The sequence below is a fragment of the Streptomyces gobiensis genome (assembly GCF_021216675.1).
In the GTDB taxonomy this organism is placed as follows: Bacteria; Actinomycetota; Actinomycetes; order Streptomycetales; family Streptomycetaceae; genus Streptomyces; species Streptomyces gobiensis.
On the sequence record NZ_CP086120.1, the window covers coordinates 5220813 to 5244069 of the forward strand.

The 23257-nt window shown below is 69.6% G+C and carries 28 protein-coding genes; 22 read left to right on the top strand and 6 right to left on the bottom strand.

Going from position 1 to position 23257, the window contains the following annotated elements; all coding sequences use genetic code 11:
* Positions 1-382: 382 nt before the first annotated feature.
* The 5 genes from test1122_RS24235 (at position 383) to test1122_RS24255 (ending at position 4085) form a co-directional block, all read left to right on the top strand.
* Positions 383-2101 carry a sensor histidine kinase gene (locus test1122_RS24235; RefSeq protein WP_232271290.1) on the top strand — a complete coding sequence of 573 codons (1719 nt, stop codon included), beginning with the start codon at positions 383-385 and terminating at the stop codon, positions 2099-2101.
* Between the two features lie 67 nt (positions 2102-2168).
* Positions 2169-2585: a roadblock/LC7 domain-containing protein gene (locus tag test1122_RS24240; RefSeq protein WP_232272058.1), complete on the top strand. Its 417-nt coding sequence runs from the start codon at positions 2169-2171 to the stop codon at positions 2583-2585.
* A gap of 4 nt (positions 2586-2589) precedes the next feature.
* A complete protein-coding gene (locus test1122_RS24245) occupies positions 2590-2964 on the top strand; it encodes a DUF742 domain-containing protein (RefSeq protein WP_232271291.1) in 375 nt (124 codons plus the stop codon).
* A complete protein-coding gene (locus tag test1122_RS24250; protein ID WP_232271292.1) occupies positions 2942-3532 on the top strand; it encodes a GTP-binding protein in 591 nt (196 codons plus the stop codon). Before test1122_RS24245 ends, test1122_RS24250 begins: the two co-directional genes overlap by 23 nt.
* Entirely contained in the window at positions 3522-4085 is a 564-nt protein-coding gene (locus test1122_RS24255) for a GAF domain-containing protein (RefSeq protein WP_232272059.1), read from the top strand. Before test1122_RS24250 ends, test1122_RS24255 begins: the two co-directional genes overlap by 11 nt.
* Before the next feature lie 20 nt (positions 4086-4105).
* On the opposite strand, the gene test1122_RS24260 is transcribed toward test1122_RS24255, so the two are convergent.
* Positions 4106-5308, bottom strand: coding sequence for an acyl-CoA dehydrogenase family protein (locus test1122_RS24260; protein ID WP_232271293.1), 1203 nt, complete (start codon positions 5306-5308; stop codon positions 4106-4108).
* A 247-nt stretch (positions 5309-5555) separates the two neighbouring features.
* On the opposite strand from test1122_RS24260, the gene test1122_RS24265 reads away from it, so the two are divergent.
* Positions 5556-6479 (top strand): alpha/beta fold hydrolase, encoded by a 924-nt coding sequence (locus tag test1122_RS24265; protein WP_232271294.1) that lies wholly within the window; start codon positions 5556-5558, stop codon positions 6477-6479.
* A gap of 95 nt (positions 6480-6574) precedes the next feature.
* Positions 6575-6937, top strand: a complete 363-nt coding sequence (locus test1122_RS24270; protein WP_277879884.1) for a DUF3140 domain-containing protein — start codon at positions 6575-6577, stop codon at positions 6935-6937.
* A 43-nt stretch (positions 6938-6980) separates the two neighbouring features.
* Here the strand turns inward: test1122_RS24270 and test1122_RS24275 are convergent, their stop codons facing one another.
* Both test1122_RS24275 and test1122_RS24280 read right to left on the bottom strand, forming a co-directional pair.
* A complete protein-coding gene (locus tag test1122_RS24275) occupies positions 6981-9170 on the bottom strand; it encodes a putative bifunctional diguanylate cyclase/phosphodiesterase (protein ID WP_232271295.1) in 2190 nt (729 codons plus the stop codon).
* Entirely contained in the window at positions 9167-9979 is an 813-nt protein-coding gene (locus test1122_RS24280) for an SAM-dependent methyltransferase (protein ID WP_232271296.1), read from the bottom strand. The genes test1122_RS24275 and test1122_RS24280 overlap by 4 nt, the downstream gene beginning before the upstream one ends.
* 199 nt (positions 9980-10178) lie before the next feature.
* Here test1122_RS24280 and test1122_RS24285 point away from each other — a divergent pair, with 199 nt between their 5' ends.
* Positions 10179-10529, top strand: a complete 351-nt coding sequence (locus test1122_RS24285; protein WP_232271297.1) for a DUF8129 domain-containing protein — start codon at positions 10179-10181, stop codon at positions 10527-10529.
* Positions 10530-10589: 60 nt separating this feature from the next.
* Here the strand turns inward: test1122_RS24285 and test1122_RS24290 are convergent, their stop codons facing one another.
* Positions 10590-11105, bottom strand: a complete 516-nt coding sequence (locus test1122_RS24290; RefSeq protein ID WP_338423570.1) for a DUF2267 domain-containing protein — start codon at positions 11103-11105, stop codon at positions 10590-10592.
* A 46-nt stretch (positions 11106-11151) separates the two neighbouring features.
* Between test1122_RS24290 and test1122_RS24295 the strand changes: the two genes are divergently transcribed.
* Together test1122_RS24295 and test1122_RS24300 are read left to right on the top strand one after the other, a co-directional pair.
* Positions 11152-11553, top strand: coding sequence for a ChaB family protein (locus test1122_RS24295; protein ID WP_232271298.1), 402 nt, complete (start codon positions 11152-11154; stop codon positions 11551-11553).
* Positions 11554-11581: 28 nt separating this feature from the next.
* Positions 11582-11857, top strand: a complete 276-nt coding sequence (locus test1122_RS24300; protein ID WP_232271299.1) for a DUF6480 family protein — start codon at positions 11582-11584, stop codon at positions 11855-11857.
* A 26-nt stretch (positions 11858-11883) separates the two neighbouring features.
* Here test1122_RS24300 and test1122_RS24305 read toward each other — a convergent pair whose 3' ends face one another.
* Complete coding sequence (locus tag test1122_RS24305; RefSeq protein ID WP_232271300.1) at positions 11884-12972, bottom strand: NAD-dependent epimerase/dehydratase family protein; 1089 nt, start codon at positions 12970-12972, stop codon at positions 11884-11886.
* Between the two features lie 183 nt (positions 12973-13155).
* Here test1122_RS24305 and test1122_RS24310 point away from each other — a divergent pair, with 183 nt between their 5' ends.
* The 10 genes from test1122_RS24310 (at position 13156) to test1122_RS24355 (ending at position 21187) form a co-directional block, all read left to right on the top strand.
* Entirely contained in the window at positions 13156-13509 is a 354-nt protein-coding gene (locus test1122_RS24310) for a hypothetical protein (RefSeq protein ID WP_232271301.1), read from the top strand.
* Between the two features lie 215 nt (positions 13510-13724).
* Complete coding sequence (locus test1122_RS24315) at positions 13725-13979, top strand: hypothetical protein (protein ID WP_232271302.1); 255 nt, start codon at positions 13725-13727, stop codon at positions 13977-13979.
* Between the two features lie 12 nt (positions 13980-13991).
* Positions 13992-16760 (top strand): hydrogen gas-evolving membrane-bound hydrogenase subunit E, encoded by a 2769-nt coding sequence (gene mbhE / locus test1122_RS24320; protein ID WP_232271303.1) that lies wholly within the window; start codon positions 13992-13994, stop codon positions 16758-16760.
* On the top strand, positions 16757-17128 hold the full coding sequence (locus test1122_RS24325) for a sodium:proton antiporter (RefSeq protein WP_232271304.1): 372 nt from the start codon (positions 16757-16759) through the stop codon (positions 17126-17128). The genes mbhE and test1122_RS24325 overlap by 4 nt, the downstream gene beginning before the upstream one ends.
* Entirely contained in the window at positions 17125-18612 is a 1488-nt protein-coding gene (locus test1122_RS24330; RefSeq protein WP_232271305.1) for a monovalent cation/H+ antiporter subunit D family protein, read from the top strand. Before test1122_RS24325 ends, test1122_RS24330 begins: the two co-directional genes overlap by 4 nt.
* On the top strand, positions 18609-18989 hold the full coding sequence (locus test1122_RS24335) for a Na+/H+ antiporter subunit E (protein ID WP_232271306.1): 381 nt from the start codon (positions 18609-18611) through the stop codon (positions 18987-18989). The genes test1122_RS24330 and test1122_RS24335 overlap by 4 nt, the downstream gene beginning before the upstream one ends.
* A complete protein-coding gene (locus tag test1122_RS24340) occupies positions 18989-19249 on the top strand; it encodes an MrpF/PhaF family protein (RefSeq protein WP_232271307.1) in 261 nt (86 codons plus the stop codon). The genes test1122_RS24335 and test1122_RS24340 overlap by 1 nt, the downstream gene beginning before the upstream one ends.
* A complete protein-coding gene (locus test1122_RS24345; protein WP_232271308.1) occupies positions 19246-19620 on the top strand; it encodes a cation:proton antiporter in 375 nt (124 codons plus the stop codon). Before test1122_RS24340 ends, test1122_RS24345 begins: the two co-directional genes overlap by 4 nt.
* An 18-nt stretch (positions 19621-19638) precedes the next feature.
* On the top strand, positions 19639-19965 hold the full coding sequence (locus tag test1122_RS24350; protein ID WP_232271309.1) for a DUF6343 family protein: 327 nt from the start codon (positions 19639-19641) through the stop codon (positions 19963-19965).
* A gap of 31 nt (positions 19966-19996) precedes the next feature.
* Complete coding sequence (locus tag test1122_RS24355; protein ID WP_232271310.1) at positions 19997-21187, top strand: anhydro-N-acetylmuramic acid kinase; 1191 nt, start codon at positions 19997-19999, stop codon at positions 21185-21187.
* A 22-nt stretch (positions 21188-21209) separates the two neighbouring features.
* Here the strand turns inward: test1122_RS24355 and test1122_RS24360 are convergent, their stop codons facing one another.
* Entirely contained in the window at positions 21210-22394 is a 1185-nt protein-coding gene (locus test1122_RS24360) for a zinc-dependent alcohol dehydrogenase (RefSeq protein WP_232271311.1), read from the bottom strand.
* Between the two features lie 168 nt (positions 22395-22562).
* Between test1122_RS24360 and test1122_RS24365 the strand changes: the two genes are divergently transcribed.
* Both test1122_RS24365 and test1122_RS24370 read left to right on the top strand, forming a co-directional pair.
* On the top strand, positions 22563-22718 hold the full coding sequence (locus tag test1122_RS24365) for a hypothetical protein (RefSeq protein ID WP_232271312.1): 156 nt from the start codon (positions 22563-22565) through the stop codon (positions 22716-22718).
* An 11-nt stretch (positions 22719-22729) separates the two neighbouring features.
* The gene (locus test1122_RS24370; RefSeq protein WP_232271313.1) at positions 22730-23254 is read left to right on the top strand and encodes a hypothetical protein; all 525 of its coding nucleotides are present in this window, start codon (positions 22730-22732) and stop codon (positions 23252-23254) included.
* Positions 23255-23257: the final 3 nt, after the last annotated feature.

Sequence of the window (23257 nt, forward strand, 5' to 3'; positions counted from 1 at the left end):
CAGATACGGCAGCCAACTCCGTCGACGATACGACAATGATTGCCCTGGCAACCATCACCGTACGCACAGCGTGAGACACCGACCGCCCGCCGTGACAAGGTCCGGCGAAGGGCGAGGACGGCAACGGCCGGTATGCCCCCGCCGGGGGGCGGGTCAATATCATCGTGTGGTGCGGTAACTCCCCCTGGGTTACGGGGAGTTAAGATCGCGCGTCAAATTCACCCGTACGGGGCTGGCGCGGGGTGGCGAATATGTCAACTGCGCCTGCGTGGGCTCCCCGCGGCTACTAGCGTGAGCCTCACGCTGAGAGCCGGCGTGCGCTGATCTGTATCTCCCCGCCCGAGCGGGGGCGATCCGACCTCACAACGCTACGAGGACTGCGATGCCTGAACCCCCGAGCTATGCGGTGCACAACGGAAGAGAAAGCTCCGCTACCGGGCCCGCCGCCGCCACCGCCCTGGGTGGCTCCCCGTCGCTCGACGGCGTCCCGCATGACCTGTCGGCTTCCGGGAGCAAACGAGACAGGACGAACGGTGCCAACCGGGAGGGCGCCCGGCACGGCCGCAGCCCGGCCCGGGAGACGCCCAGTGATGCGGCGGTGCGGCGGCGTCTGGTGCGGCTGGCCGTGCTGCCCGCCGGGTTGAGCGCGGTCACCGCGGCCGCTGTCATCGGCTATGTACTGCGCGCCCAGGGCGGGATCGACCCCGTCGGCACCGGTACCGACAGTGCCACCGTATGGGGAGTACTCGGCGGTGCGCTCCTGCTGAGCTGCGCCATTGTGGTCGGGGCCGCGCTCTTCGCCTCCGCCGAGGCCCGCACCACCGTCGAGCGCTATGCCGCGCTGCGTCGTAACGCCCTCCGTAACCAGGGCGAACTCCGCTCCCTGCTCCGCCGTCTGGAGCAGGGTGAACGGCCCCGTAAGCCCGCACACGGACCCATGCCCGAGCCGGAGGGCGACGCCCTTGGTCTGCTCGCCCACGACATCACCGTCGCCCAGCGCACCGCCGAGGCCGCTGTCGTCGAGGCAGCCGCGCTGGTGCGCAGCAGCACCAGCGGCAGCGAGGAGAAAGTCGAGGTCTTCGTCAGCCTCGCCCGCAGGCTGCAGTCCCTGGTGCACCGCGAGATCCAGCTGCTCGATGAGCTGGAGAACGAGGTCGAGGACCCCGATCTGCTGAAGGGCCTCTTCCATGTCGATCACCTCGCCACCCGTATCCGGCGGCACGCGGAGAACCTGGCCGTACTCGGCGGAGCCGTCTCCCGCCGACAGTGGACCCGTCCGGTCACCATGATGGAGGTACTGCGCTCCTCGATCGCCGAGGTCGAGCAGTATCCCCGGGTCAAGCTGGTGCCCCCCATCGAGGGCAAGCTACGGGGGCATGCGGTGGCCGACGTCATCCACCTGCTGTCCGAACTGGTGGAGAACGCCACGGCCTACTCGGACCCGCAGACTCAAGTGCTGCTGCGCGCCCAGCATGTGACGGCCGGGCTCGCGGTCGAGGTCGAAGACCGTGGTCTGGGTATGACGGCCGCCGAGCAGAACCGGATGAACGCCCTGCTCTCCGACCCCGAGCGGATCGATGTGGGCGAGCTGCTGCAGGACGGCCGGATCGGACTCTTCGTGGTCTCCGCGCTGGCCCGGCGGCATGGCGTCGTCGTACAGCTGCAGAGCAATATCTACGGTGGCGTCCAGGCCGTGCTCGTCCTGCCGCGCAGCCTGCTCGGGGACGAGCCGGGCGGTGGCCAGCAGGGCACGGCGGCGGTGGCCAAGGCCCCTGGCCGGGCGGCCATACGGTCCGTACCGGAGCCGCCCGCACAGCCCGCCCCACTGCCCATCCCGGCGCAGCAGCGGGCCTCCGAGCCCGCACCGGCGGCCCCGCCCGCACCGGCCAACGGCCCCGGGGACGAACCAGCCGGGGAGCGTCCGCGGCTGCCACGCCGCCGTCGGCAGGAACATCTGGTACCCGAGTTGCGCGATCCACCACAGGCCGGGACGCCGGAGGAGGCGGAACCCGAGCACGACCCCGGACTGATGGCCGCCTTCCGCCGGGGCACCAGTCTCGCGGACGACGATCCCGATGACGTCACCCGCAGCACACGTTGACAACCGCTGGCCGTCGGCAGGGGCAGCCCGCGCCCCCGGCCCTCACCCCAAGGAGAAGAACGCGATCATGGTGAGCGAAGCGCCCATCGGTCACAACACAGACCTTTCCTGGCTGTTGACCGGTCTTGTCCAGCGCGTCCCGCATTCCCGCAGCGCCCTTCTGCTCTCCTCCGACGGCCTGGTGAAGGCCGCGCACGGTCTCGACACCGATACCGCCGATCATCTGGCCGCACTCTCCTCCGGGCTGTACTCGCTGGCCCGCAGCGCTGGAGTCCGATTTGCCGACGGCGGTGAAGTCCGGCAGGTGGTGGTGGAGCTCGATACCAGGCTGCTGTTCGTCTCCACGGCGGGACAGGGCGCCTGTCTCGCCGTGCTCGCCGACCCGGCGGCCGACGCGGCCGTCCTCGGCTACGAGATGGCGATGCTGGTGAAGAGCGTCCGGCCGTACCTGGCTACCCCGGCACGGCAGCCGGCGGGGCAGTGAGCACATGCCCGATGCCCAGGAGGGGCCATGGCTCGACGATGCGGCCGGACGGCTTATCCGGCCGTACACCGTCAGCAATGGGCGCACCCGCCCGACGGCCCAATTCGACCTGATGACCTTGGTGATGGCTACCGGAGAGCGGCCACGGAGCGGTCTGGAGCCCGATCACGTCCATGTGCTGGACCTGTGTGTGGGGCCCACCTCGGTCGCCGAGATCGCCGCGCATATCCGAATGCCTGCGGTGGTCACCAAGGTGCTTCTGTCCGACTTGGTGGACTGGGGCGCGGTGACCGCCCGGGCCCCCGCCGTGCTGGGGCCCGACCCGACCGACCGAGAGCTGCTGGAGGCGGTGCTGCATGGACTCCGTAAACGACTCTGATCCGTTTCCGACCGCGCTGAAGATTCTCATCGCGGGCGGCTTTGGAGTCGGCAAGACCACCTTCGTCGGGGCGGTCAGCGAGATTGAGCCGCTGAGTACGGAGGAGCTGCTCACTCAGGTCAGCGCCGCCACGGACAGCCTGGAGGGGGTGGAGGACAAGACCACCACCACGGTGGCGATGGACTTCGGCCGCATCACCCTCAGCGCTGAGCACGTCCTCTACCTCTTCGGCACCCCGGGGCAGGAGCGCTTCTGGTTTATGTGGAATGAGCTCTGTGCCGGTGCGCTGGGTGCTGTCGTGCTCGCCGACACCCGGCGTCTTGAGCACTGCTTCTCGGCGGTGGACTTCTTCGAACGGCGCGGCATGGGCTTTATCGTCGCCGTCAATGAGTTCGATGGCGCGTACCGGTACACCACCGATGAGGTGCGCTCCGCCCTTGACCTCAAACCCGATGTGCCGGTGGTGATGTGTGACGCCCGGCACGCCAGCTCCACGACCCAGGTCCTTGTGGCCCTTGTCAAGCATCTCATCGAATCAAGGAGCAAGTATGCCCCCGATGTCGTATGACCCCACGCGCCATCTCCTCCTCACTCCCGAGGACGCCGATGCTCCAGCGCGCGTGGTGCGGTTGCGGGAGCTGGGTCTGGGAGATGTGCCGGTCCCGGAGTTCGATGACTTCGCCCGTGAACTGGCCCGTATCACCGGTGCCCCGTATGCGATGGTCAACTTTATTGATGAGCACCGGCAGTATTTCGCGGGACTCTACACCCCGGCGGCCGACCAGGCCGTTCAGCTGGGCCCGTCCCCGGCGGCCGCGCAGCCCGGGCGGGAGATGGCGCGGGACCATGGCTACTGCCCGCATGTCGTCGTGCGGCGCAAGGCCCTGGTGCTGGAGGACGTCTGTGACTATCCGCGGTTCGCGGGAAATCCGGTGGTCGATGAGATCGGCATCCGCTCTTATATGGGGGCGCCGCTGATTGACCACACAGGGATGGCGTTGGGGACCGTGTGCGTCGTGGACCAGGAACCGCGCCCATGGGGCCGCCAGGGCCTGGAGACCATCAAGTCGATGGCCGCCAAGCTGGTGGAGCAGATCCACCGGCGGGAGCACGGCTCCTGAAGCGTCATGGGGCCGCAGGGTCAGCAGGCGGGTTCCGGCTCCCTCCGGACCAGCTCCGACAGCCGCTGTGACCACTCGCCCTTCGCGGTGCCGAGGGCGAACTCGCCCAGCCGCAGCCGCTGTATGTCGGAGGTGCCGGCAGGAGCGAAGATGTGGTGTGCGTCGCGCAGATAGCGTTCGATGGGACGGTCGGTGAACAGGCCGGCGGCAGCGTGGATCTCCATGGCGTCGCGCGCCGATTCCAGTGCGTACTCCACATTGACCAGCTTGGCGTTCATCAGTTCCGCGTCACACGGCAGGCCGCCGTCCAGGAGGTGCACAGCGTGGTAGGCGGCCAGCCGTGCGGTCATCAGCCGGGACTGGATCTGTCCCAGCTTCAGCTTGATGGGGCTGAGTTGGGCCAGTGGCGCGCCATAACGGTGGCGGTCGGCGCAGAACCGTGTGGTCTCCTCCAGGATCGCCTGATGGATGCCGAGCGATACGGCGGTGAGATTCGCGCGCCCGTACAGCACGCTGGAGGAGTAGGCGACGGCGAGGCCATCGCCCTCCCGGCCGAGCAGATTCGCGGCCGGCACCCGGCAGTTGTCGAAGTAGAGCTCACCGAAGCTGAAGCCGTGCAGTCCCATCGCGGGCTGCTGGGCGCCCAGCGAGCAGCCGGGTCGGCCGGACTCGACCAGGAAGGCCGAGAGCCCCTTGGAGCCGGGCCCGGTACGGACGACGACTCCGTGGAGATCGCCGACATGACTGTTGCCTACGAAGACCTTGTGCCCGTTGAGGATGTAGTCATCGCCATCGCGCACCGCGCTGCTGGCCATCCCGAGCACATGCCCGCCCGACTCGGGCTCGGTCACCGCGATGGTCGGCAGGCACTCTCCGGCGGCGACCGCGGGCAGCCAGGTCTTCTTCTGCTCCTCGTTGCCGAAGTGAATTATCTTGGCGACACCGAGCTGGGAGGCCTGGACCATCGCGCCCATGGCGCCGCTCACCCGGGACAGCTCCTCGATAATCACGGTTTTGGCGAGATGACCGTCGCCCATGCCGCCGTAGGCCCGGGGCACGGTGACACCTATCCACCCCTGGCGGGCGATCAGCCGCGAGATCTCATGGCAGACGGAGCGGGCCTCCTCCATGGCGGGAACCGAGGGCCGGACCTCCTGCTCTGCGAACTCTCTTACACGATGGCGCAGTTCCTCGTGCCGCTGGTCCGTGAAGTAACGATCCATGACGAACTCTCTTCCGCGGTACGCTGCCCCGCTTGCCTGCTGACGGGGCCGGTGTATCGGCAGTGTTGTCCATGGCGCCGAACGGAGTGGCGCATTCCCGCAGCATTACCCAATGGCATGGCCCGGACACCACGGAGTATCCGCTCACATCGGCAGCGGTGGCGCAAGAGGGGCGTGTGGGAAGGCGTGGGCGCTGCTGTGGCTTTGGCGGGATCTCATCATCCGAACGAAGGAGGAGACAGTGGCCATGACGGCGGAATCCATCCGGGCCGCGGACGGCATACCGATCGCGACCTGCGTCTGGTGGCCCGAAGGCGTGCCCAGGGCACTGGTACAGATCGCGCACGGCGCGGCCGAACACGCCCGGCGTTACGACCGGTTCGCGCGCTGTCTCACCGCCCACGGCTATGCGGTGGCCGCCTCTGACCATCGCGGCCATGGCGGCACGGCTGAGCACACCGGTGGCCTCGGGGTGGTGGGGCCCAGTGGCTGGCGGGCGGTGGTCGACGACCTCAAGGCCGTCGGCGACCAGGTGCGTGCGACGGCCCCCGGGGGGCCCGGGCTGCCACTGGTGCTCCTCGGGCACAGCATGGGCTCGCAGCTCGCCCGTGACTACGCTCAGGAGTACGGCGCCGGGCTCGCCGGGCTCATTCTGTCCGCGACCTTCCGGTCACTGCCGGGCTGCGAGAGCGAGACAGCGGTACGGCTGCTGACCACGGAGATCGACAAGGGCGGCCGGGAAGCCCGGTCGGACTTTGTGCCCAGGCTCTTCGGCTCCTTCAACGACCCCTGGGAGCACCGCACGGGCTTCGAATGGCTCTCCCGGGACCCGGCCGAGGTCGACCGCTATGTCTCGGACCAGCAGTGCGGCTTCCCGTTCAGCGCCGGGCTCGCGCTGGACTGGGTGCTGGGCGTCCGCAAGATCAACGATCCGGCCCAGCTTGATCGCGTACCGCGGGATATGCCGGTGCATATCGCGGTGGGCGATCAGGATCCCTGCCATCAGGGGATGACGCTGGTCTACGAACTTCTGGAGGACTTCCGCTATCTGGGCATGCGGGAGGTGAGCTGGCGGGCGTATGAGGGAGCCCGCCACGAGATCCTCAACGAGACCAACCGGGACGAGGTCCAGGCCGACCTCCTGGCCTGGCTGAACCACCATGTCCCCTGAGCCCCTGCTGGTCGCCTTCGTCCGCGCCGCCCTGGGCGTTTCCCGGGGCGGCGGCCTGGGAACTCGCGGGCCACGAGCAACCCTGGAGGCAGACCGTGGCTGATGTATCCGGAATCTCCGGTGCCGCCGGAGTGGAGCTGGAGGCTCTCTGGGATGAGTTCCACCAGGTGGTGAACATGACCTCGCAGGAGCTGGGTGCCTGGCTCAGGACGGAGAGCGCGGGAGAGGAGACCGAGGAGCTGCCGGAGGAGTCCGGCACGGAGCAGGGGCGTCATGTGCTCAAGATCCTGCAGAAGCGCCGCACGGATCTGACCGATGCGGACATCCGGCTGATGGCCCAGGTTGTGGATACGGTGCAGACGCAGCATGAACACGCTCCCGCGCCGGACGCGGCGGAGCACGCCGCCTGGCGGCACCGGCTGATGACCTTGGGTCACGACCCGCTGCGGGCAGGCTAGCGGCGAACGCCCGCCGCAGCGGCGGCCCCCGTGCCGCCGGACATCACTGTCCGGCGGCCAGGGGGAGGAGTCCGCCCGAAAGCTGCTCAGGCGGGCCAGGACGGGCGTAGAACCAGCCCTGTGCCGAGTCGCAGCCCAGGGCACGCAGATGCTCGGCCTGGGGTGCGGTCTCCACGCCCTCAACCGTCACCGACAGGTCCAGGACATGGGCGAGCGAGACGATGCCCTCCACCACCTTGAGGTCAACCGGATCGGCCGGGTGCCGTTGCAGCCCCTGGGTGAAGGACCGGTCCAGCTTGAGAGTGCTCGCGGGCAGCCGGCGCAGGCTGGCCAGGTTGGAGTAGCCCGTGCCGAAGTCGTCCAGGGCGATGCCCACGCCCAGTTCGGCCAGCTGGCGCAGCGGCTTGAGCTCATCGTCATCGGCCTTGATCAGGGCGCTCTCGGTGACCTCCAGACACAGCGACTCGGCGGGCAGCCCGGCGTTCTTCAGAACGGCAACGGTGTCCGGTACCAGCTCGGAGTGCTGCAGCTGCCGTGGGGACAGATTGACGTTCACCCGCAGCGGCCGGGCACCCCCGATGCCCCGCACCTGCCACTCGCACGCCTGCCGTACGGCCTCCTCCAGCACCCAGCGGCCGAGCGGGACGATCAGCCCGGTGTGCTCGGCGAGCGGGATGAAGCGGTCCGGGCCCAGTACTCCGTGCCGTGGGTGGTTCCACCGGACCAGGGCCTCCGCGCCCTCCACGCTGCTGTCGTCCATCCGGACGAGCGGCTGGTACTCGATGAAGAACTCGCAGCCGTCCAGCGCGGCGGGCAGCCGGTTGGTCAGACTGTGCCGGCTGATGGCACGGGCGTCCGAATCCGGGTCGGCCAGCTCATAGCGATTGCCGCCCCGTGCCTTGGCGCGGTACATGGTGATATCGGCGCTGCGCAGCACCTCAGCGGGGGTCAGCTCCCGGGCGAGCCCTTCGACGATGCCGATGCTGGCGCGTACCGAGAGCTCCCGGCCGGCCACTAAGACCGGCGTGGAGAACGCTTCCAGCGCCCGGTTCGCCAGATCGGTCACCTCGCTGCGGGACGCCGGATCACTGACCAGTGCCACAAACTCATCGCCGCCGATCCGGGCCACCACCTGGCCCGGAGCGGTCACACAGCTCTGCAGCCGTTCGGCGACGGCCACCAGCAGCTGATCGCCCACGGCATGGCCGAGGCTGTCATTGACGGTCTTGAAGCCGTCGAGGTCCAGATAGCACAGCCCGATACGTGCCTGGTCATCGTCGCGGGACAGCGTCTGCTCCAGGCGTTCGAAGAACAGGGTGCGATTGGGCAGATCGGTGAGCGCGTCATGGGTGGCCTCGTACCGCAGCCGCAGATGGAGCAGCCGACGTTCGGTGATGTCCTCCATCAGGGCGAGCATGTACCGGGGCGTACTGTCCGGGTCGCGCAGCAGGGAGACCGTCAGATTGGTCCACAGGACGGTGCCGTCGGGGCGCTGGTAGGCCTTCTCGGTCTGGAAGTGCTCCCGGTGGCCGCGCACCAGCTCGTCGTACATCCGCCATACCCCGGGGGCGTCATCGGGGTGTACCCACGAGGTGACCTTCCGGCTGCGCAGCAGCTCCTCACAGCCGCCGAACATACGGGCGAGCGACGCGTTGACGTCGAGCACGGTGCCGTCCATCGAGGCGATCCCGATGCCCATCGTGGCCCCCTCGAAGACGGCACGGAAGCGGGTCTCGCTGTCGTGCAGCGCCTTTTCGATCTCGGCCTGGGCGGCGAGGGCGGCGCGGGAGAGTGCCTCCTGCTCGGTGCGTGTGCGCTCCTGCAGGGCGCGGGCGAACCCCGCCGAGATGGCGTGCTGGAGCCGGGCGCACCGGGCGCGGCCCTCTTCCGGATGCAGCGCCGCGCGGTCCGAGCAGTAGAGCAGCAGATAGGCGTCGACGACGCCGAGTACCTGCGTGAGCGCGTCGGGCGAGGTGCAGTGCGCGCTGACCAGCGCGGCGCCCACCCCGCGGGCGGTGGTGGGATCGAAGGGACGGCTGTGCAGCGCCGCGCGGAGCTGTTCCGCCAGCGGCACCAGGTGTTCTTCAAACTCGGCACGCGTCATCGAGGTGGCGGTGGTGGGATAGACCGCGCGGCTCCAGATCGTCGCGAACCGCCGCAGACCGTCGCTGTGGCCGGGCTCGGCCGGACCGGTGCTGTCCGGTCCGGGTGAGACCTCTGAGAGTGCGTTCACGCCTTACGTCCCACTCCCGCGAAGCCGCTGAAGACCACCGGGTCCTCCTGGTCGACCGGCCCTTCCGGGCGCCAGTTCGGCATCGACACCAGACCGGGGTCGATGAGTTCGAAGCCCTCGAAGAAGCGAGCGACCTCCGCGTGCGACCGCATCATCAGCCGTGAGCCGACATTGCTGTAGATCTTCGAAATCTCATCGCCCTGGTCAGAGGTGCGGGGGCCGCCCTCGGTCGAGGCGTGGGTGAGGATCAGCAGGCTGCCGGGGGCGAAGGCCTCCCGCACCTGGGAGATCGCCTTCCATGGGTCTTCCTCGTCCTTGATGAAGTGCAGAACCGCTACGAGCAGCAGGGCGACCGGGCGCTCCAGATCCAGCAGACGGCTGACCTCGGGGCTGCCGAGGATGTCCTGCGGCGAGCGTAGGTCAGCCGCGAGGACCTCTGTCGTGTCATCGCCCTCCAGCACCGCACGGCTGTGGGCGACGGCGACCGCGTCGTTGTCGACGTAGACCACCCGGGCCTGCGGACTCGCGGCCTGAGCGACCTCATGGACATTGCCGAACGTGGGTATGCCGGATCCGATGTCGAGGAACTGGGTGATGCCCTGGTCCACGGCGTAGCGCACGGCCCGCCGCATAAAGGCACGATTCGCCTGCATGATCTTCGGCAGCCCCGGGAAAGCCTCGATGGCCTGTCGCGCCGCCTCCCGGTCGACCTCGAAGTTGTGGGAACCGCCCAGGTAGTAGTCGTAGATCCGGGACACACTCGGCTTGGACAGATCGATGCCCTGCGGGGCCCAGGCGGGACGTTCCATCAAATTCTCCTCATCGCGATCGTCGGCGCATTGACGTTCGAGGGATGAGGCTACTGACCTGAGGTGGGTGGGAGTAAGGAAACGGAGACTCAACCTCCCGATACTGTCCTGGTGTTGAGGTATATGCCCGGTTCGCCGGGGCGGAATCCCTGCTCCGGAAGCCGGGTTTTCTGCGCCTGCCGCCGGTTACCCGGTCTTTATGAACACTTCTGACCGCGGTGAACTGCCACTGCCCGACTACGACGAGCTGGCCCTCGGCGAGCTGGAGCACCGGATCCGTCCGCTGTCCTCCGACGACGTTGAGCTGCTGCTTCGTTACGAGCGTGAGCACGCCGACCGCACCCACGTCATCGAGCTCCTCACCGCTCGGCTCACTCAGCTGGCGGAGGGGGCCACCCCCTCACCCGGCGGCGCCCCGCGCCCTGGGCAGGCCGACGCGACCCGGGGCGCCTCCCCGGTCTCACCGGCGACCTCCCCGGAGCCCACCCATCCGCCGCCGCACGGCACGCCGTACCAGAGGGGCAAGCCGAAGGCCGACCGGCAGCCCTGAGCCGCCGCGTCCCGGGGCGGTTCGGGTGTTTCGGGCCGCCCGCCCTGGTGCGCTAGTGCGCTAGTCACCGCCGCGGGCGGAGGGCAGCAGCGCCCTGATGTCCTGTGGCAGCACATTGCTGAGTTTGTTCATCAGCTCCGGGGCAACGGCCGCGTCCAGCACCTCCAGCACGGCCGTCGCCTGCTGTATGGCCTCCTCCTCCGAGGCCTCGGCGCGCCAGGCCACCCGGCCGGTGAACGCGATCAGATCGAATCGCTCGCCCCGCTCCCGTGACTCCTCCCGGTGGAGCGGCGACGCCTCATGGACGGCCACCACCCGGCGCAGCGACTCCGCCGCCTCATGGGGCAGCTGTGCCGCCAGATGGTCCGCCACTCCGTCCGGTATCCGCTCGGCCAGCGTCTCCAGAGTGGCCCGCAGGGCCCGCTCCGCGGACTGCGAATCGGGGAGGCCCGCACGCGCCTGGATCTGGCCGGTCAGCTCTTCGTAGCGCATCGCGCGCACCACCTTTCCGGTGCTCTGCCATACCACCAAGCGGGTGACCGAGCGGCCCCGGTTGACACATCCCGTTTCCGCCACGGCGCCGGGGTTACCCGAACAGCAACGGAAACTGGAGGTGAGCCCGATGCCAGGACGGCAGGAACTCCCGTCGACGCTGGAGCGCTCCTCCGAGGGAGCGCAGCGCACCTGGATCAAAGCGCATGACTCCGCCGTCGAGCAGTACGGCGAGGGCGAGCGCGCTCATCGGGTGGCTTTCTCGGCGCTCAAGCACAGCTACGAGAAGGTGGGCGACCGCTGGCAACGCAAGGAGCGGGGCCGCAAGGGGCCTTCCGATCCGAAGGCGGGGCGGCCCAGGCAGCGGGGCGGACGCAGCGGGGAGGGCGTGGACGAGAAGGCCACGAAGAAACACCTCTACGAGGTCGCGCAGGAGCTGGATATCTCCGGCCGGTCCCAGATGGACAAGAGCGAGCTGCTGAAGGCGATCCGTAAGGCGAACCGCTCGCAGACCCGCGAGGCACGTTCCTAGCGGGGACCCGGAAGGTGCCCGGAAGCTGATGAACGAGAACGAGAACGAGAACGAGAACGAGAAGAACGAGCGGGATGCCGAGACCCCTGACCCCGAGCCGAAGCGCACTCCGGGGCTGGAGCCCGGCGGCTCGGTGCCGCCGGGCGAGACCCCGCCCGCGGAGGGCAGTATGTCCGAGGCGGGGCCGCAGGAGACGCATAACCCGACGCGGGGCTGGGCCACCGGGCCCATGATCGTCCTGGCGATCGTCGTGGCGGTGTTCGTGATCTACTACCTGGCCCGTGTAGTGCTGAGGATTGTGTAACGCTCAGCCCATGGACGGGGGTGGGATCAGGGCCGGCTGCCGATGCCGGTGGCGATTTCCCGGATCCGCCCGCCCGGCACCCTCGACGCCAGGGGCGGGGTGTCCATGCCCGCGCCCTGCCGCAGACCGCTCAGAAACTCCGCCACCGCCTGCGGTCCCGACCAGCGCGGAGTCCACTCCAGCTGCTGACGGGCCCGGTGGGTGTCCAGCAACGGCAGCCGGAGCAGGGCGTCGAACAGGTTGGGCGAGGCGGGCACCAGATGCAGCCGCCAGGCCGCCGCCAGCGTGGCACGCAGCGCCGCGGGAGGTACCGGCACCACCCGGGACTTGAGCAGGTCGGCCAGCACATGAACGTCGATGGGCGGGTCGGCGGCCAGATTGAACGCGCCCTCCACGGGGCGTACGACCGCCTGCCGGTAGGCGTCCGCCGCGTCATCGGTGTGCAGAGCCTGGAAGCGCAGCCCCGGGATGTCCGGTACCGCGGGCAGCAGTCCGGGCCGTACCAGGCGGTGCGGCACCAGCGGACCGGCGAACAACCGGCGCTGTTCCATGGCGGACTGCCGTTTGAAGATAAACCCGGGCCGCATCCGCACCACCCGGATCCCGGGGTGGTCGCGCTCGAATCCGTCCAGGAGGCGCTCCACGTAGGCCTTTTCCCGGGAGTACGCGGCGGTCGGCCAGCCATGCGTCGGCCAGGACTCATCCACGGCACGCTCCCCGGGGCCACGCGGTCCCGGCGAGTAGGCCGCTACCGATGAGGCGTACACCAGCGCGGGCACCCCTGCGGTCGCCATCGCCCGCAGCACCCGGTCCGTACCCAGGGTGTTGGTCCGCCACATGGTCAGCGGGGCATGTGTGGGCTGCAACAGCCAGGCAAGGTGGACGACGGCATCGGCGCCCTGGAAGAGAGCGGTGAGGTCGGCATCCCGGGCCCCGCCCGCGCCAAGGTCCGCGCTTGCCCACTCCGTCTTCGCCGGGGTCCACTCCGGTACCCGCCGGGCGATGCCCAGAATGGAACCGATCCGCGGGTCCTCGCCCAGGGCCCGCAGCAGACTGGTGCCGACGTTCCCGGTGGCGCCGGTGACCACGACCCGCAGGCCGCTCTGCTCGGCCATGTCGTACCCCTCTCGTGCCGTTCCAGCCCCGGTACGGGCCGGACAGCCGCGGGGTACCCCCCCGCCAGGCCCGGGAAACGCGGCACTACAGGGGCGGCGGCCGGGGTACCCGGGCCGGGCACCGGAAACGGTGCTTCGCGGCAGGAGAGCCGTAGAGAGTCGTAGGAACGGGAGAGCTGACGGATGCTCGTCTACTTCCTGGCCGGCGTGCTGGGGTATCTGGTGATCGCCCTGCTGACCGCCCGTGTGGGTTACGGCATTGAGCGCAGCAGGATCATCGCCGAGGAGGGGTACTGGCACACGGACGAAGACCCACTGGAACACTTCTCCGCGCATGGCCGGAGCGTCACCGCTGTACAGGCGTTCGTCTACGGACTGGCCTGGCCGGTCGTCGTACCGGTCTACTGCCTCTACCGCTGCGCGGCCCTGATCATCATGGCCAGGCCGCCCCGCACCCGGTATGAACAGGCCCGCCGCGCCGAAGCGTTGGACGCCCGGATCCGGGAACTGGAGGAGTCCCTCGAACGCTACGAGTGACCCAGGGGCCTTCAGCGCGGGCCCGGCGGACCCGGTACTGCGCCGAACGGCCCATCCGGAGTGAGAAAGACCGCCCTCACCGTGAAGCTATGAGGTGTTTCCCGCCGCCGCCCATGGGGACCCAGTGCAGTCCGAGCCGCGGTCCTGGCCGCGGTCCTGGCCCGTCGCATGTCCGCCCCCACCCTGGCACCCGCCAGGGCCCGCAAGGAGTCCGAATGCCGACAGCGCTGCTGGTAGCACTGATTGCCGTGTTGTGGGTCGCCATCGGTATCGCCGCCATGGTGTTCTTCCTCGGCCGGAGGGGCTACCGCGACTGGCGCTGGTATCTCATCGGCGGCATCCTCGGGGTGCTCTTCGTGCCGATCGGCAAGAGCTCCCCCCAGCGGATGCTGGGCAGCGTGGCCGATGAGGTGATCAAGCGCTGCCCCGGCCCGGTGCTGCTGGCCTCGATCACCACCATGCGGCGCTGACGAGGGCCGCCGATGCTGCTGATCGTCGCCCTGGCCGCGATGATCCTGCTGGCCACCACGGTTCCCGTGGTGGCCGCTCGGCTGGGGCGGAACACCGGTTATCCGCTGGCTGGTGGGTTTCTTCTGGTGGGGTTGCTGCTGGCCGTCGCGGTGCTGAAAACGCCCGGCGACACGGTCACCACCAGCTGGCACTGGCTGCCCTCGCTGGACGTGTCGGTGGCGCTGCGGCTGGACGGTCTGGCCGGGACGTTCTGCATGCTGATCCTCGGAGTGGGCGCCCTGATCATGGCGTACTCCCCGCGCTACCTGGACACGGGGCGCGCACACACGCCCTTCTACAGCCTGCTGACCCTGTTCGCGCTGTCCATGATGGGTCTGGTCCTCGCAGCCGATGTGGTGCTGCTGGTGGTGTTCTGGGAACTGACCACGATCTGCTCGTTCCTCCTGATCGCCATCGCCGGGCCGCAGGCGACCCAGCCGGCGGTGAAGGCGTTCCTGGTCACCGCCATGGGCGGGCTGGCCTTGCTGGTCGCGGTGGTGCTGCTCGCGATCACCGCCGGGACCACCAGCCTCACCGCCATCCTGGCCAACCGGCAGCAGATCATCGACTCGCCGATGGCCTGGCCGATCGGTGTGCTGATCGTCATCGCCGCGTTCACCAAGTCGGCCCAGCTGCCGTTCCACTCCTGGCTGCCCGGCGCCATGGCCGCCATCACCCCGGTCAGCGCGTATCTGCACGCGGCCGCCATGGTCAAGGCCGGGATCTACCTGATGATGCGGTTTTCGCCGCTGTACGCGGGCCAGGCCGCCTGGTCCGCCACCCTGGTCACGGTCGGCCTGGTCACGGCGGTATACGGGGCGATGTGGGCACTGCGGCAGCACGACCTCAAGGCCCTGCTCGCCTATTCCACGATCAGTCAGCTCGGGCTGCTGACCGCGGTCATCGGTGTGGGCACCGCGACCGCGATGGCCGCGGCGATGCTGCACACCATCGCGCACGCCCTGTTCAAGGCGACCCTGTTCATGCTTGTGGGGATCATCGACAAGGAGGCCGGCAGCCGGGACATCCGCGAACTGTCCGGGCTGCGACGGGTCATGCCCACCACGGCCCTGATGACCGGCCTGGCCGGGCTGTCGCTCGCCGGTGTGCCGCCGTTGATCGGGTTTGTCAGCAAGGAGTTCCTCTTCAAGGGCTTCCTGGAAGCGGACTTCGCGCCCTGGGCGGGACCGGTGGCCACCGCCGTCGCGGTCGCCGCCTCGGCGCTCACCTTCGCCTATGGACTGCGGATCTTCTACGGTGCGTTCGGCGGCCCCACCGTGCAGAGCGGGCTGTACGAACCCGCCTGGGCGTTCCTGACGCCCGCCGCGGTGCCAGCGGCCTTCGGACTGCTGCTCGGCCCCGCGGTGCCGGTGCTCGACCAGGTGGTCGGCTGGGCGCTGAGCGGGATCGATCCGGACCTGCCGCCGCCCGGCTTTGAGCTGTGGCCGGGCTTCACCGCCGAGGTGGCGATGACAACGACGGCCATCGTGGTGGGCATGGCCCTGTTCCTGGCCGGGCGGCCCGTGGAACGTACGCTGCTGAGCATTCCGACGCCGCGCGCACCCTTCAACCGCGGCTACCACGCCCTGCTGCGGTTCGGCGCCCTGGTCGGCCGCCCCACACGCGCCGACGCCCTCGCTCCGCATCTCATCCGGCCGCTGCTCGGCCTGGTACTGCTCGCGGTGGTGGGAGGCGTCGTGCTGAGCGATCCGGCGGTCTCCGGCCCGGGGACCGCCAGCGCCCTCGACTGGCCGCTGCTGGCGGCCCTCGCGCTGGTGGTGGCCGGCAGTGTGCTGACGGCCTCAGCACTTGCTGCCCTGATCCTGCTGGGGCTGGCGGGCTTGCTCGTGGCCAGCTGGTTTCTGCTCGCCGGGGCCCCGGATGTGGCGCTGACGATGCTGCTGGTGGAGTTCCTTACGGCGGTTGTCGCCGTGCTGGTCGTCAGCCATCTGCCGGCCCGCTTCACGCGGCGGCGGCCCCGGCCCGCGGCGGCGGCCGGAGCGCTGGCCGCCGCGACCGGCGCCGCAGCGACCGCGGCGACCCTGGTTTTCACCGGACACCGGGCGCTGTCCCCGGTCGGTGACTACTTCCTGCGGGAAGCCAAGGAGCAGACCGGCGGCCGCAATGTGGTGAACACGGTCCTGGTGGACTTCCGGGCCCTGGACACCCTCGGTGAGGCAGCGGTGCTGGGAGTCGTCGCACTGGGTCTGCTGCTGCTGCTCGGCTCGCGGGACGCACCTGGCGCCGGGCGGCCGGTGCCGGCCATCGACGGGCTGGTGCTGCAGGCGGCGAGCCGTGTGCTGGGTCCGGTGATGCTGGTGCTGTCCGCCTATCTGTTCCTGCGCGGGCACTACCAGCCCGGCGGCGGGTTTATCGCCGCGCTGGTCGCGGGGGCCGCGGTCGCGCTGAGCTACCTGGCGCACGGCCGGGTGCCCGGCAGCCGTACCCGCTTGCTGCGGCCCGGCACGCTGGTCGCGGCGGGCGTGCTGATCAGCGTAGGTGTCGCGTTGGTGGTGATGCTGGGCGGCGAGGCGTTCTTCACCCCGGTGCGGGGGCACCTCAGCCTTCCCCCGCTGGGCTCCCTTTCCCTCACCTCGTCGCTCATGTTCGATTTCGGGGTCTACCTGTTTGTGCTTGGGCTCGTCTTCGCGGCCGTCGACCGGCTGGCCAACGGTCTGCCCGCGGACCCGGACGCGGCGGCCGGCACCACACGGGAGCGTACGAGGGGAGGCACGGCATGACCGCTGCGATCCTGGTCGGCATCCTCGTCGCGGGAGGCGTCTATCTGGTGCTCCAGCGGGAGCTGCTGCGGGTGACGTTCGGCTTCGTACTGCTCGGCCACGCCGTGAACGTGCTGTTCGTAGCGGCCGGGGGGATGGCCCGCCGGGACCCCGCATTCATCGGGCAGACCGATCCGGACTCGGCGGCCGACCCGCTGCCGCAGGCATTCGTGCTGACCGCGATCGTGATCACTTTCGGCATCACGGTGTATCTGCTCGCGCTGCTGCGTGCCGGTGGCCCCGAGCAGGACCCCGAGCAGGACCCCGAGCAGGACCCCGAGCGGGACCGGGACGCGGGGGCCGACGAGGGCACGGAGCAGGGTCCATGAGCGGCGCGGTGCTGCCGCTCGCGGTGGCCGGCCCGCTGTTGGCGGCGGGCACCACGGTGGCCGCCGGCCGCCACCGGGTGCTGTGCCGGGTGGCCGCGCTGAGCATCACGGGGGCGGTGCTGCTGCTGAGCGGCTGGTTGCTCGCACGGACGCTGGACGGATCGGTCCTCACGGCGGATGTCGGTGGCTGGCCACCCGGCGTGGCGATCGTCTTCGCCGCCGATACCTTCAGCGCGCTCATGCTGGGCGTCACCGCGCTCCTGACGCTGGTCTGTCTGGGGTTCGCCATGGCCAGTGGTGAGGACACCCACCCGCTGTACATGCCGCTCGCCCTCGTTCTGTCGGCGGGCGTCTACGGTGCCTTCCTGACCGCTGACCTGTTCAACCTCTTTGTGCTCATCGAGGTGATGCTCGTACCGTCCTACGCCCTGCTCACGCTGACGGGCACCCGGCGGAGGGTGTCCGCGGGCCGGCTGTATCTGGTCTTCAACCTGCTGGCCTCCACGGCCTTCCTGGCCGGGCTCGCACTGCTCTACGGCGTCACCGGGACGGTCAACCTGGGCGAGCTGGCCGGCGCGGCGCGCACCTCACCGCTGGTGGCGCTGGCCGGTGCGGTGCTTGTGCTGCCGATGGCGGCCAAGGCGGCGGTGGTGCCGCTGCACAGCTGGCTGCCCCGCACCTATCCCCACGCGTCCCCGGCGGTCACCGCGCTCTTTTCCGGCCTGCTGACCAAGGTCGGCCTCTACGTGATCATCCGGGTCTATTCGGTGCTCTTCGACGGCGAACGGCACTACCTGTGGATCATCTTGCTGGCAGCCCTGCTGACCATGGTCGTGGGAGCACTCGGAGCGGTCGGTGAGAACACCATGCGGTCCATTCTGGCCTTCTCCATGGTGAGCCAGATCGGCTATGTCCTCCTCGGACTCGCCCTGTTCACCGCGGCGGGGCTGACCGCCGCGGTTTTCTATCTGGTCCAGTACGTCCTGGTGAAGACGGCGCTGTTTCTCTGCGCGGGCGCGGTGGAGGTCACCTATGGCAGCGGCCGGCTGGGTGAGATCAGCGGGCTGGGCGGCCGGGAGCCCGTACTGACCGTCGTCTTCCTGACCGTGGCGCTGTCCCTGGCCGGGCTGCCCCCGCTGTCCGGCTTCGTCGCCAAACTGACCCTCATCCGCGCGGCCGCGGTGGAAACCGAGTATCTGGCGGTTGCCGTGGCGGTGGCCGTCAGCCTGCTGACGCTGCTCTACACGGTCAAGATCTGGAGCGGGGTGTTCGCCGGTCAGCCATCCTTTCCGGCGGGCGACAGCGGCGTCGTCCGGAACTCAGCCCCCCGGGCCCGGCCGACCGTGGTGCTGCCGGCGGCGCTGCTGGCCGCGCTCTCCGTCGGGCTCGGGCTCGGCGCGCAGCCTCTGCTGGTCGCCGCTGGGGCGGCGGCCGACGGTCTGGCCGATCCCTCGTCCTGGGTACGGGAGGTGACGGGCGGATGAGCACATGGATCTGGCGCGCGGCCGCCAGAACGCACCGGTTGGCCGCTTTCCTCGGCTACTTCAGCTACCGGTTCATCGAGGCGAACCTGATCATCGCATGGGAGATCCTGAGCCCCGGCAGGCTGGCCCCCGCCATTGTCGAGCTGCCGCTGCGCTGCCGCACCAGAGGAGAAATCGTGGTGCTCGCCAGTCTCATCAGCCTGACCCCGAGCACTCTCATGATCGAGGTGCGAACGAACCCGCCGATTCTCTATGTCTACGGCACGCACGCCGACGATGTGGACAGTTTCCGTCGGGAGCTGCGGAAGCTGGAGACCAGCATGCTGGCCGCGATGCGGCCGACCGATGACGTCCCTGGAGTGCGGAGGAGAGACTGATGCTGCTGACCGACGCGGTGCTCCTGGCGCTGGTGCTGTCTTTGCTGGTGGCGATCGCACGGGTGGTGTACGGACCCACGGACGCGGAACGGCTGGTGGCGGCCGACTTCGGCTTCGTCGTTTTCGTGGCCGGTGTCGCGATGCTGGCGGTGCGGCTGGACAGGCCGGTCCTGTTCAGCCTGGTGCTGGTGGCGGCACTGATCGGCTTCCTGGCCACGGTGGCGCTCGCGCGCCTGCTGGAGCGAAGGCGCATCCGATGACCGTGCAGACCATGGCCTCGGGCGCGCTGATGGTGGCCGGTGCCGCCCTGATCATCGTGGCCGCGCTGGGGCTGCTGCGGCTTCCCGATGCCCTCAGCCAGGCCAACGCGGTCACCAAGGCAGCGGCCCTGGGCCTGATGTGTCTGCTCCTCGGCGCGCTGATCCGGCTGCCGGGCCTGATCACCTTCCTCACCCTGGCCGTGGCGATCCTGGTGCAACTGCTCACCGTCGCCATCGCCGGTTACGCGGTCGGCCGTGCCTGCTACCGGTCCGGGGCCCGGCTGGCGGAGCAGACCCACCACGATGAGCTCGCCCAGCGCCGGTATGGGCACGACAGCACCGGGTACCCGCAGTCACCTGATGGCAGGTAGCCAGCGGGAGGCAACCGTATGCGGGACCGTGTACCCGACCCCGATCGCGAGGGCATCCTCGGCCGCATCCTGCCGCGCACCGGCACCGAACCCATTACGGCCCGCAGCCATTTGCGGGTGCGGCTGGTGCTGGCGCTGCTGTTCACCCCGCTCTTCATCGTCGGCGCCGTACTCTTCTGGTCCTGGTCGGTGGCGGCGGGGCCCCAGGACATCCCCAGCGATGACTCGCTGCGTACGCTCGCCTGGATCAGTACCGGTCTCGCGGTCTTCGCGGTGGTGGATCTGCTCATCGTGCTCCGCCGCATCGCGCGGGCCCGGCGCGCGGCCCGTGGCGGTGCGGGCTGAACCGGCCCGCCAGCCGGCGCACAATGCCGTCATGAGGGTGATCGGCATGCTCAGCGGGACATCCCACGACGCGGTGGACGCGGCCCTGGCGGAACTGCGCTGCCAGGACGGCGAGATCGTACTCCGCCCGGGCGGGCTGCTCAGCGTGCCCTTCCCGGAACGGCTGCGTACGGAGCTGGCCGACTCGCTGCCCCCGGCCGCTACGACCCTGAAGCGGATCTGCCGGCTGGACACCCGGCTCGGCCAGTTCTTCGGCGAGGTGGCGGGCCGGGCCCATGCCGAACTGGCCCGGGGACAAGCCGAGCTGGTGGTCTCGCACGGGCAGACCTGTTACCACTGGGTAGAGGGGGCACGGGCGTACGGCACACTGCAACTCGGCGGCGCCGCCTGGATCGCCGAGGCCACCGGGCTGCCCGTCGTCTCGGACCTGCGTACCCGCGATATCACCCGTGGCGGTCAGGGAGCACCGCTCGCCGCCACCCTGGACGCCCTGCTACTGCCCCGGCACGGCCGACATGGCGCACTCAACCTCGGCGGCATCGCCAACATCACGGCCCGCGACCGGCAGGGCGGGATCACCGCCTATGACCTCGGCCCCGCAGGTGCCCTCATCGACGTGGCGGCCAACTGGGCGACCGGGGGAGCGCAGCGGATGGACACCGACGGGCTAAGGGCCGCACGGGGCACCGTCGACCGTGCCCTGCTGCTGCGGCTGCTGGACGAGCCGTACTACCGGCTGCCGCCGCCCAAGTCGACGGGCAAGGAGCTCTTCCACGCCGGATATCTGCGTGAGCGCCTGCGGGGGAGCGGCCCGGACCCCGACGACCTGGTCGCCACGGTCACCGAGCTGACCGCCTGCCTGGTGGCCGCCGCCTGCCGTGAGCACGCCCTGGCCGATGTCACGGTATCCGGCGGCGGGGTGCGTAACCCGGTGCTGATGGAGCGTATCCGCGCGCTGTCCGCGCCCACCCGGATCAGCGACAGCACCGGCAGCACGGTGTGCGGCCTGCCCGCCCAGGCCAAGGAGGCGTATCTCTTCGCACTGCTGGGCTTTCTGACGGTGCACGGCATCCCGGGCAGCGTCCCCTCGGCCACGGGGGCACACGCCCCCGCGCTGCTGGGCTCCATCACGCCCGGGGCCGGGCCGCTGCGGCTGCCGCCCCCGGTGACCGAGCCGCCCCTGCGACTGCGGATCGAACCCGTGGATCGAACAGGGGGCTGATCCCGTTATGGCCGCAGGACGATTATGGCTGCAGGACGATCTTGACCGCACCGTCGGTTTTCTTCTGGAACATCTCATACGCCTGTGGGGCCTGGTCCAGCGGCAGATGGTGGGTGGCGAACTCATCCACGCCCAGGGTGTCCTCCGCCAGCAGCAGCGGCAGGATGTCGGGCACCCACCGGCGGACATTGGCCTGACCCATCCGCAGCTGGACCTGCTTGTCGAAGAGGCTCAGCATGGGCAGCGGATCCGTCATTCCGCCATAGACCCCGCTCAGCGATACCGTGCCGCCACGGCGCACGATGTCGAAGGCCAGATGCAGCGCGGACAGCCGGTCCACACCCGCCTTGGACATCACCTTCCCGGCGATCCTGCGCGGCAGCAGCGAGCCCATGTGCTGCAGCAGCTGTCCCGCGACACTGCCGTGGGCTTCCATGCCCACGGCGTCGATGACGGCATCGGGGCCACGGCCGCCGGTCTTGCCGCGGATCACCTCGGCGATGTCCTCGTGCTCGGTGAGATCGAGCACCTCCGCGCCTTCCCGGGCCTGGGTGCGCTGCAGCCGCTCGGGCACCAGATCGACGCCGATGACCTGCTCGACGCCGTGCTGGAGCGCGATACGGCAGGCCATCTCACCAATCGGGCCGAGTCCGAGGACCACCAGGCTGCCGCCTTTGGGGACCGCGGCGTACTCCACCGCCTGCCAGGCGGTGGGCAGGACATCCGAGAGGAACAGGAAGCGGTCGTCCGGTGGGCCCTCGGGCACCTTGATCGGCCCGTACTGTGCCTGTGGCACCCGCAGGTACTCCGCCTGGGCCCCGGGCACCGAGCCGTACAGCTTGGTGTAACCGAACAGCGCGGCGCCCGTGCCATGCTGCTTCACCTGCGTGGTCTCGCACTGGGTCTGCAAGCCGTGCTCACACATGAAGCAGGTGCCGCAAGCGATCTGGAACGGCACCACGACCCGGTCGCCCGGGGCGATCTCTGTCACGCCGTTGCCGACCTCCTGGACGATCCCCATCGGCTCATGGCCGAGGATGTCCCCCGGCGTCATCAAGGGGGCCAGCACCTCGTACAGATGCAGATCCGAACCGCACAGCCCGCTTGATGTGATCCGCACGATCGCATCGGTTGGCTTGATCAGTTCCGGATCGGGTACGTCCTCCACTCGCACATCACGCTTGCCATGCCAGACGACCGCCTTCATCCGAGACCACCTCCGCTCACCCGCTCACCGAGAACCGGCGGGTACCCCCGCGCCGCCCGCGTAGTCGTCCCTCACGGGCGGGCTCGGCGGGTGTTTCCGGTGCGGCACCACGGGTACCGCGAAGGCCACCCGGAAGGAGAACGGTATGCAAGCCAAGCCGAGGAACCGGTGGAGACGGTCCTCGACCTCACCGGCGGCATCGGCGTGGACCGGGTGAACGAAGCGGTCGGTGCGGACGCCGAGCGGCCAGGGCGAGGGGCGTGGCCGCTGGAACCGGCGCCGGAACCACGGGCGGCAGCGGACCACACGGCTGAATGTCCGTAGGGAGGCCAGTCATGACTGATGAACACGACCCCGGAGCGCGCCCGGAGGAAGAGGGAATCCCGGATCTGCAGAATGGCTCACCCGAGGCAGAACGGGCCTCCGACCCGCAGCGGATGCCGGTGCCTGGCGATGAGCCGGTGGCCGCGGACAAGTTCGGCACCACCTTCAGCGAGCAGGTCGAGGGCGCGCCGCTGGATGAGCGGTTGGCCGAGGAGGAACCCGAGGGGGAAGAGGAGGAGGAACCCGCCGGGAGGAGCGCGGCGGAGAGCGAAGAGCGCGAGGTGAGCGAGCCGGTCCCGGAGGAGCCGCCCACGGAGGAAGCCGAGGGGCCGCTCACCGAGGAAGCGGGTCAGCTCAGCGATGAGCCGCTGCCGGAGCGTCCCGCCAACCAGGACATCTTCTCGCAGGAGAGCCCCGCTCAGGGCCTTCCGGCCGAAGAGACGGCTGTCCATATCGCGGACGATGAGTTTCCAGAACTCGACCTGACGGGGGTGGAGGAAGAGGACGAGGAGGCAGAGATGGAGGAACCGCCGTAGCGG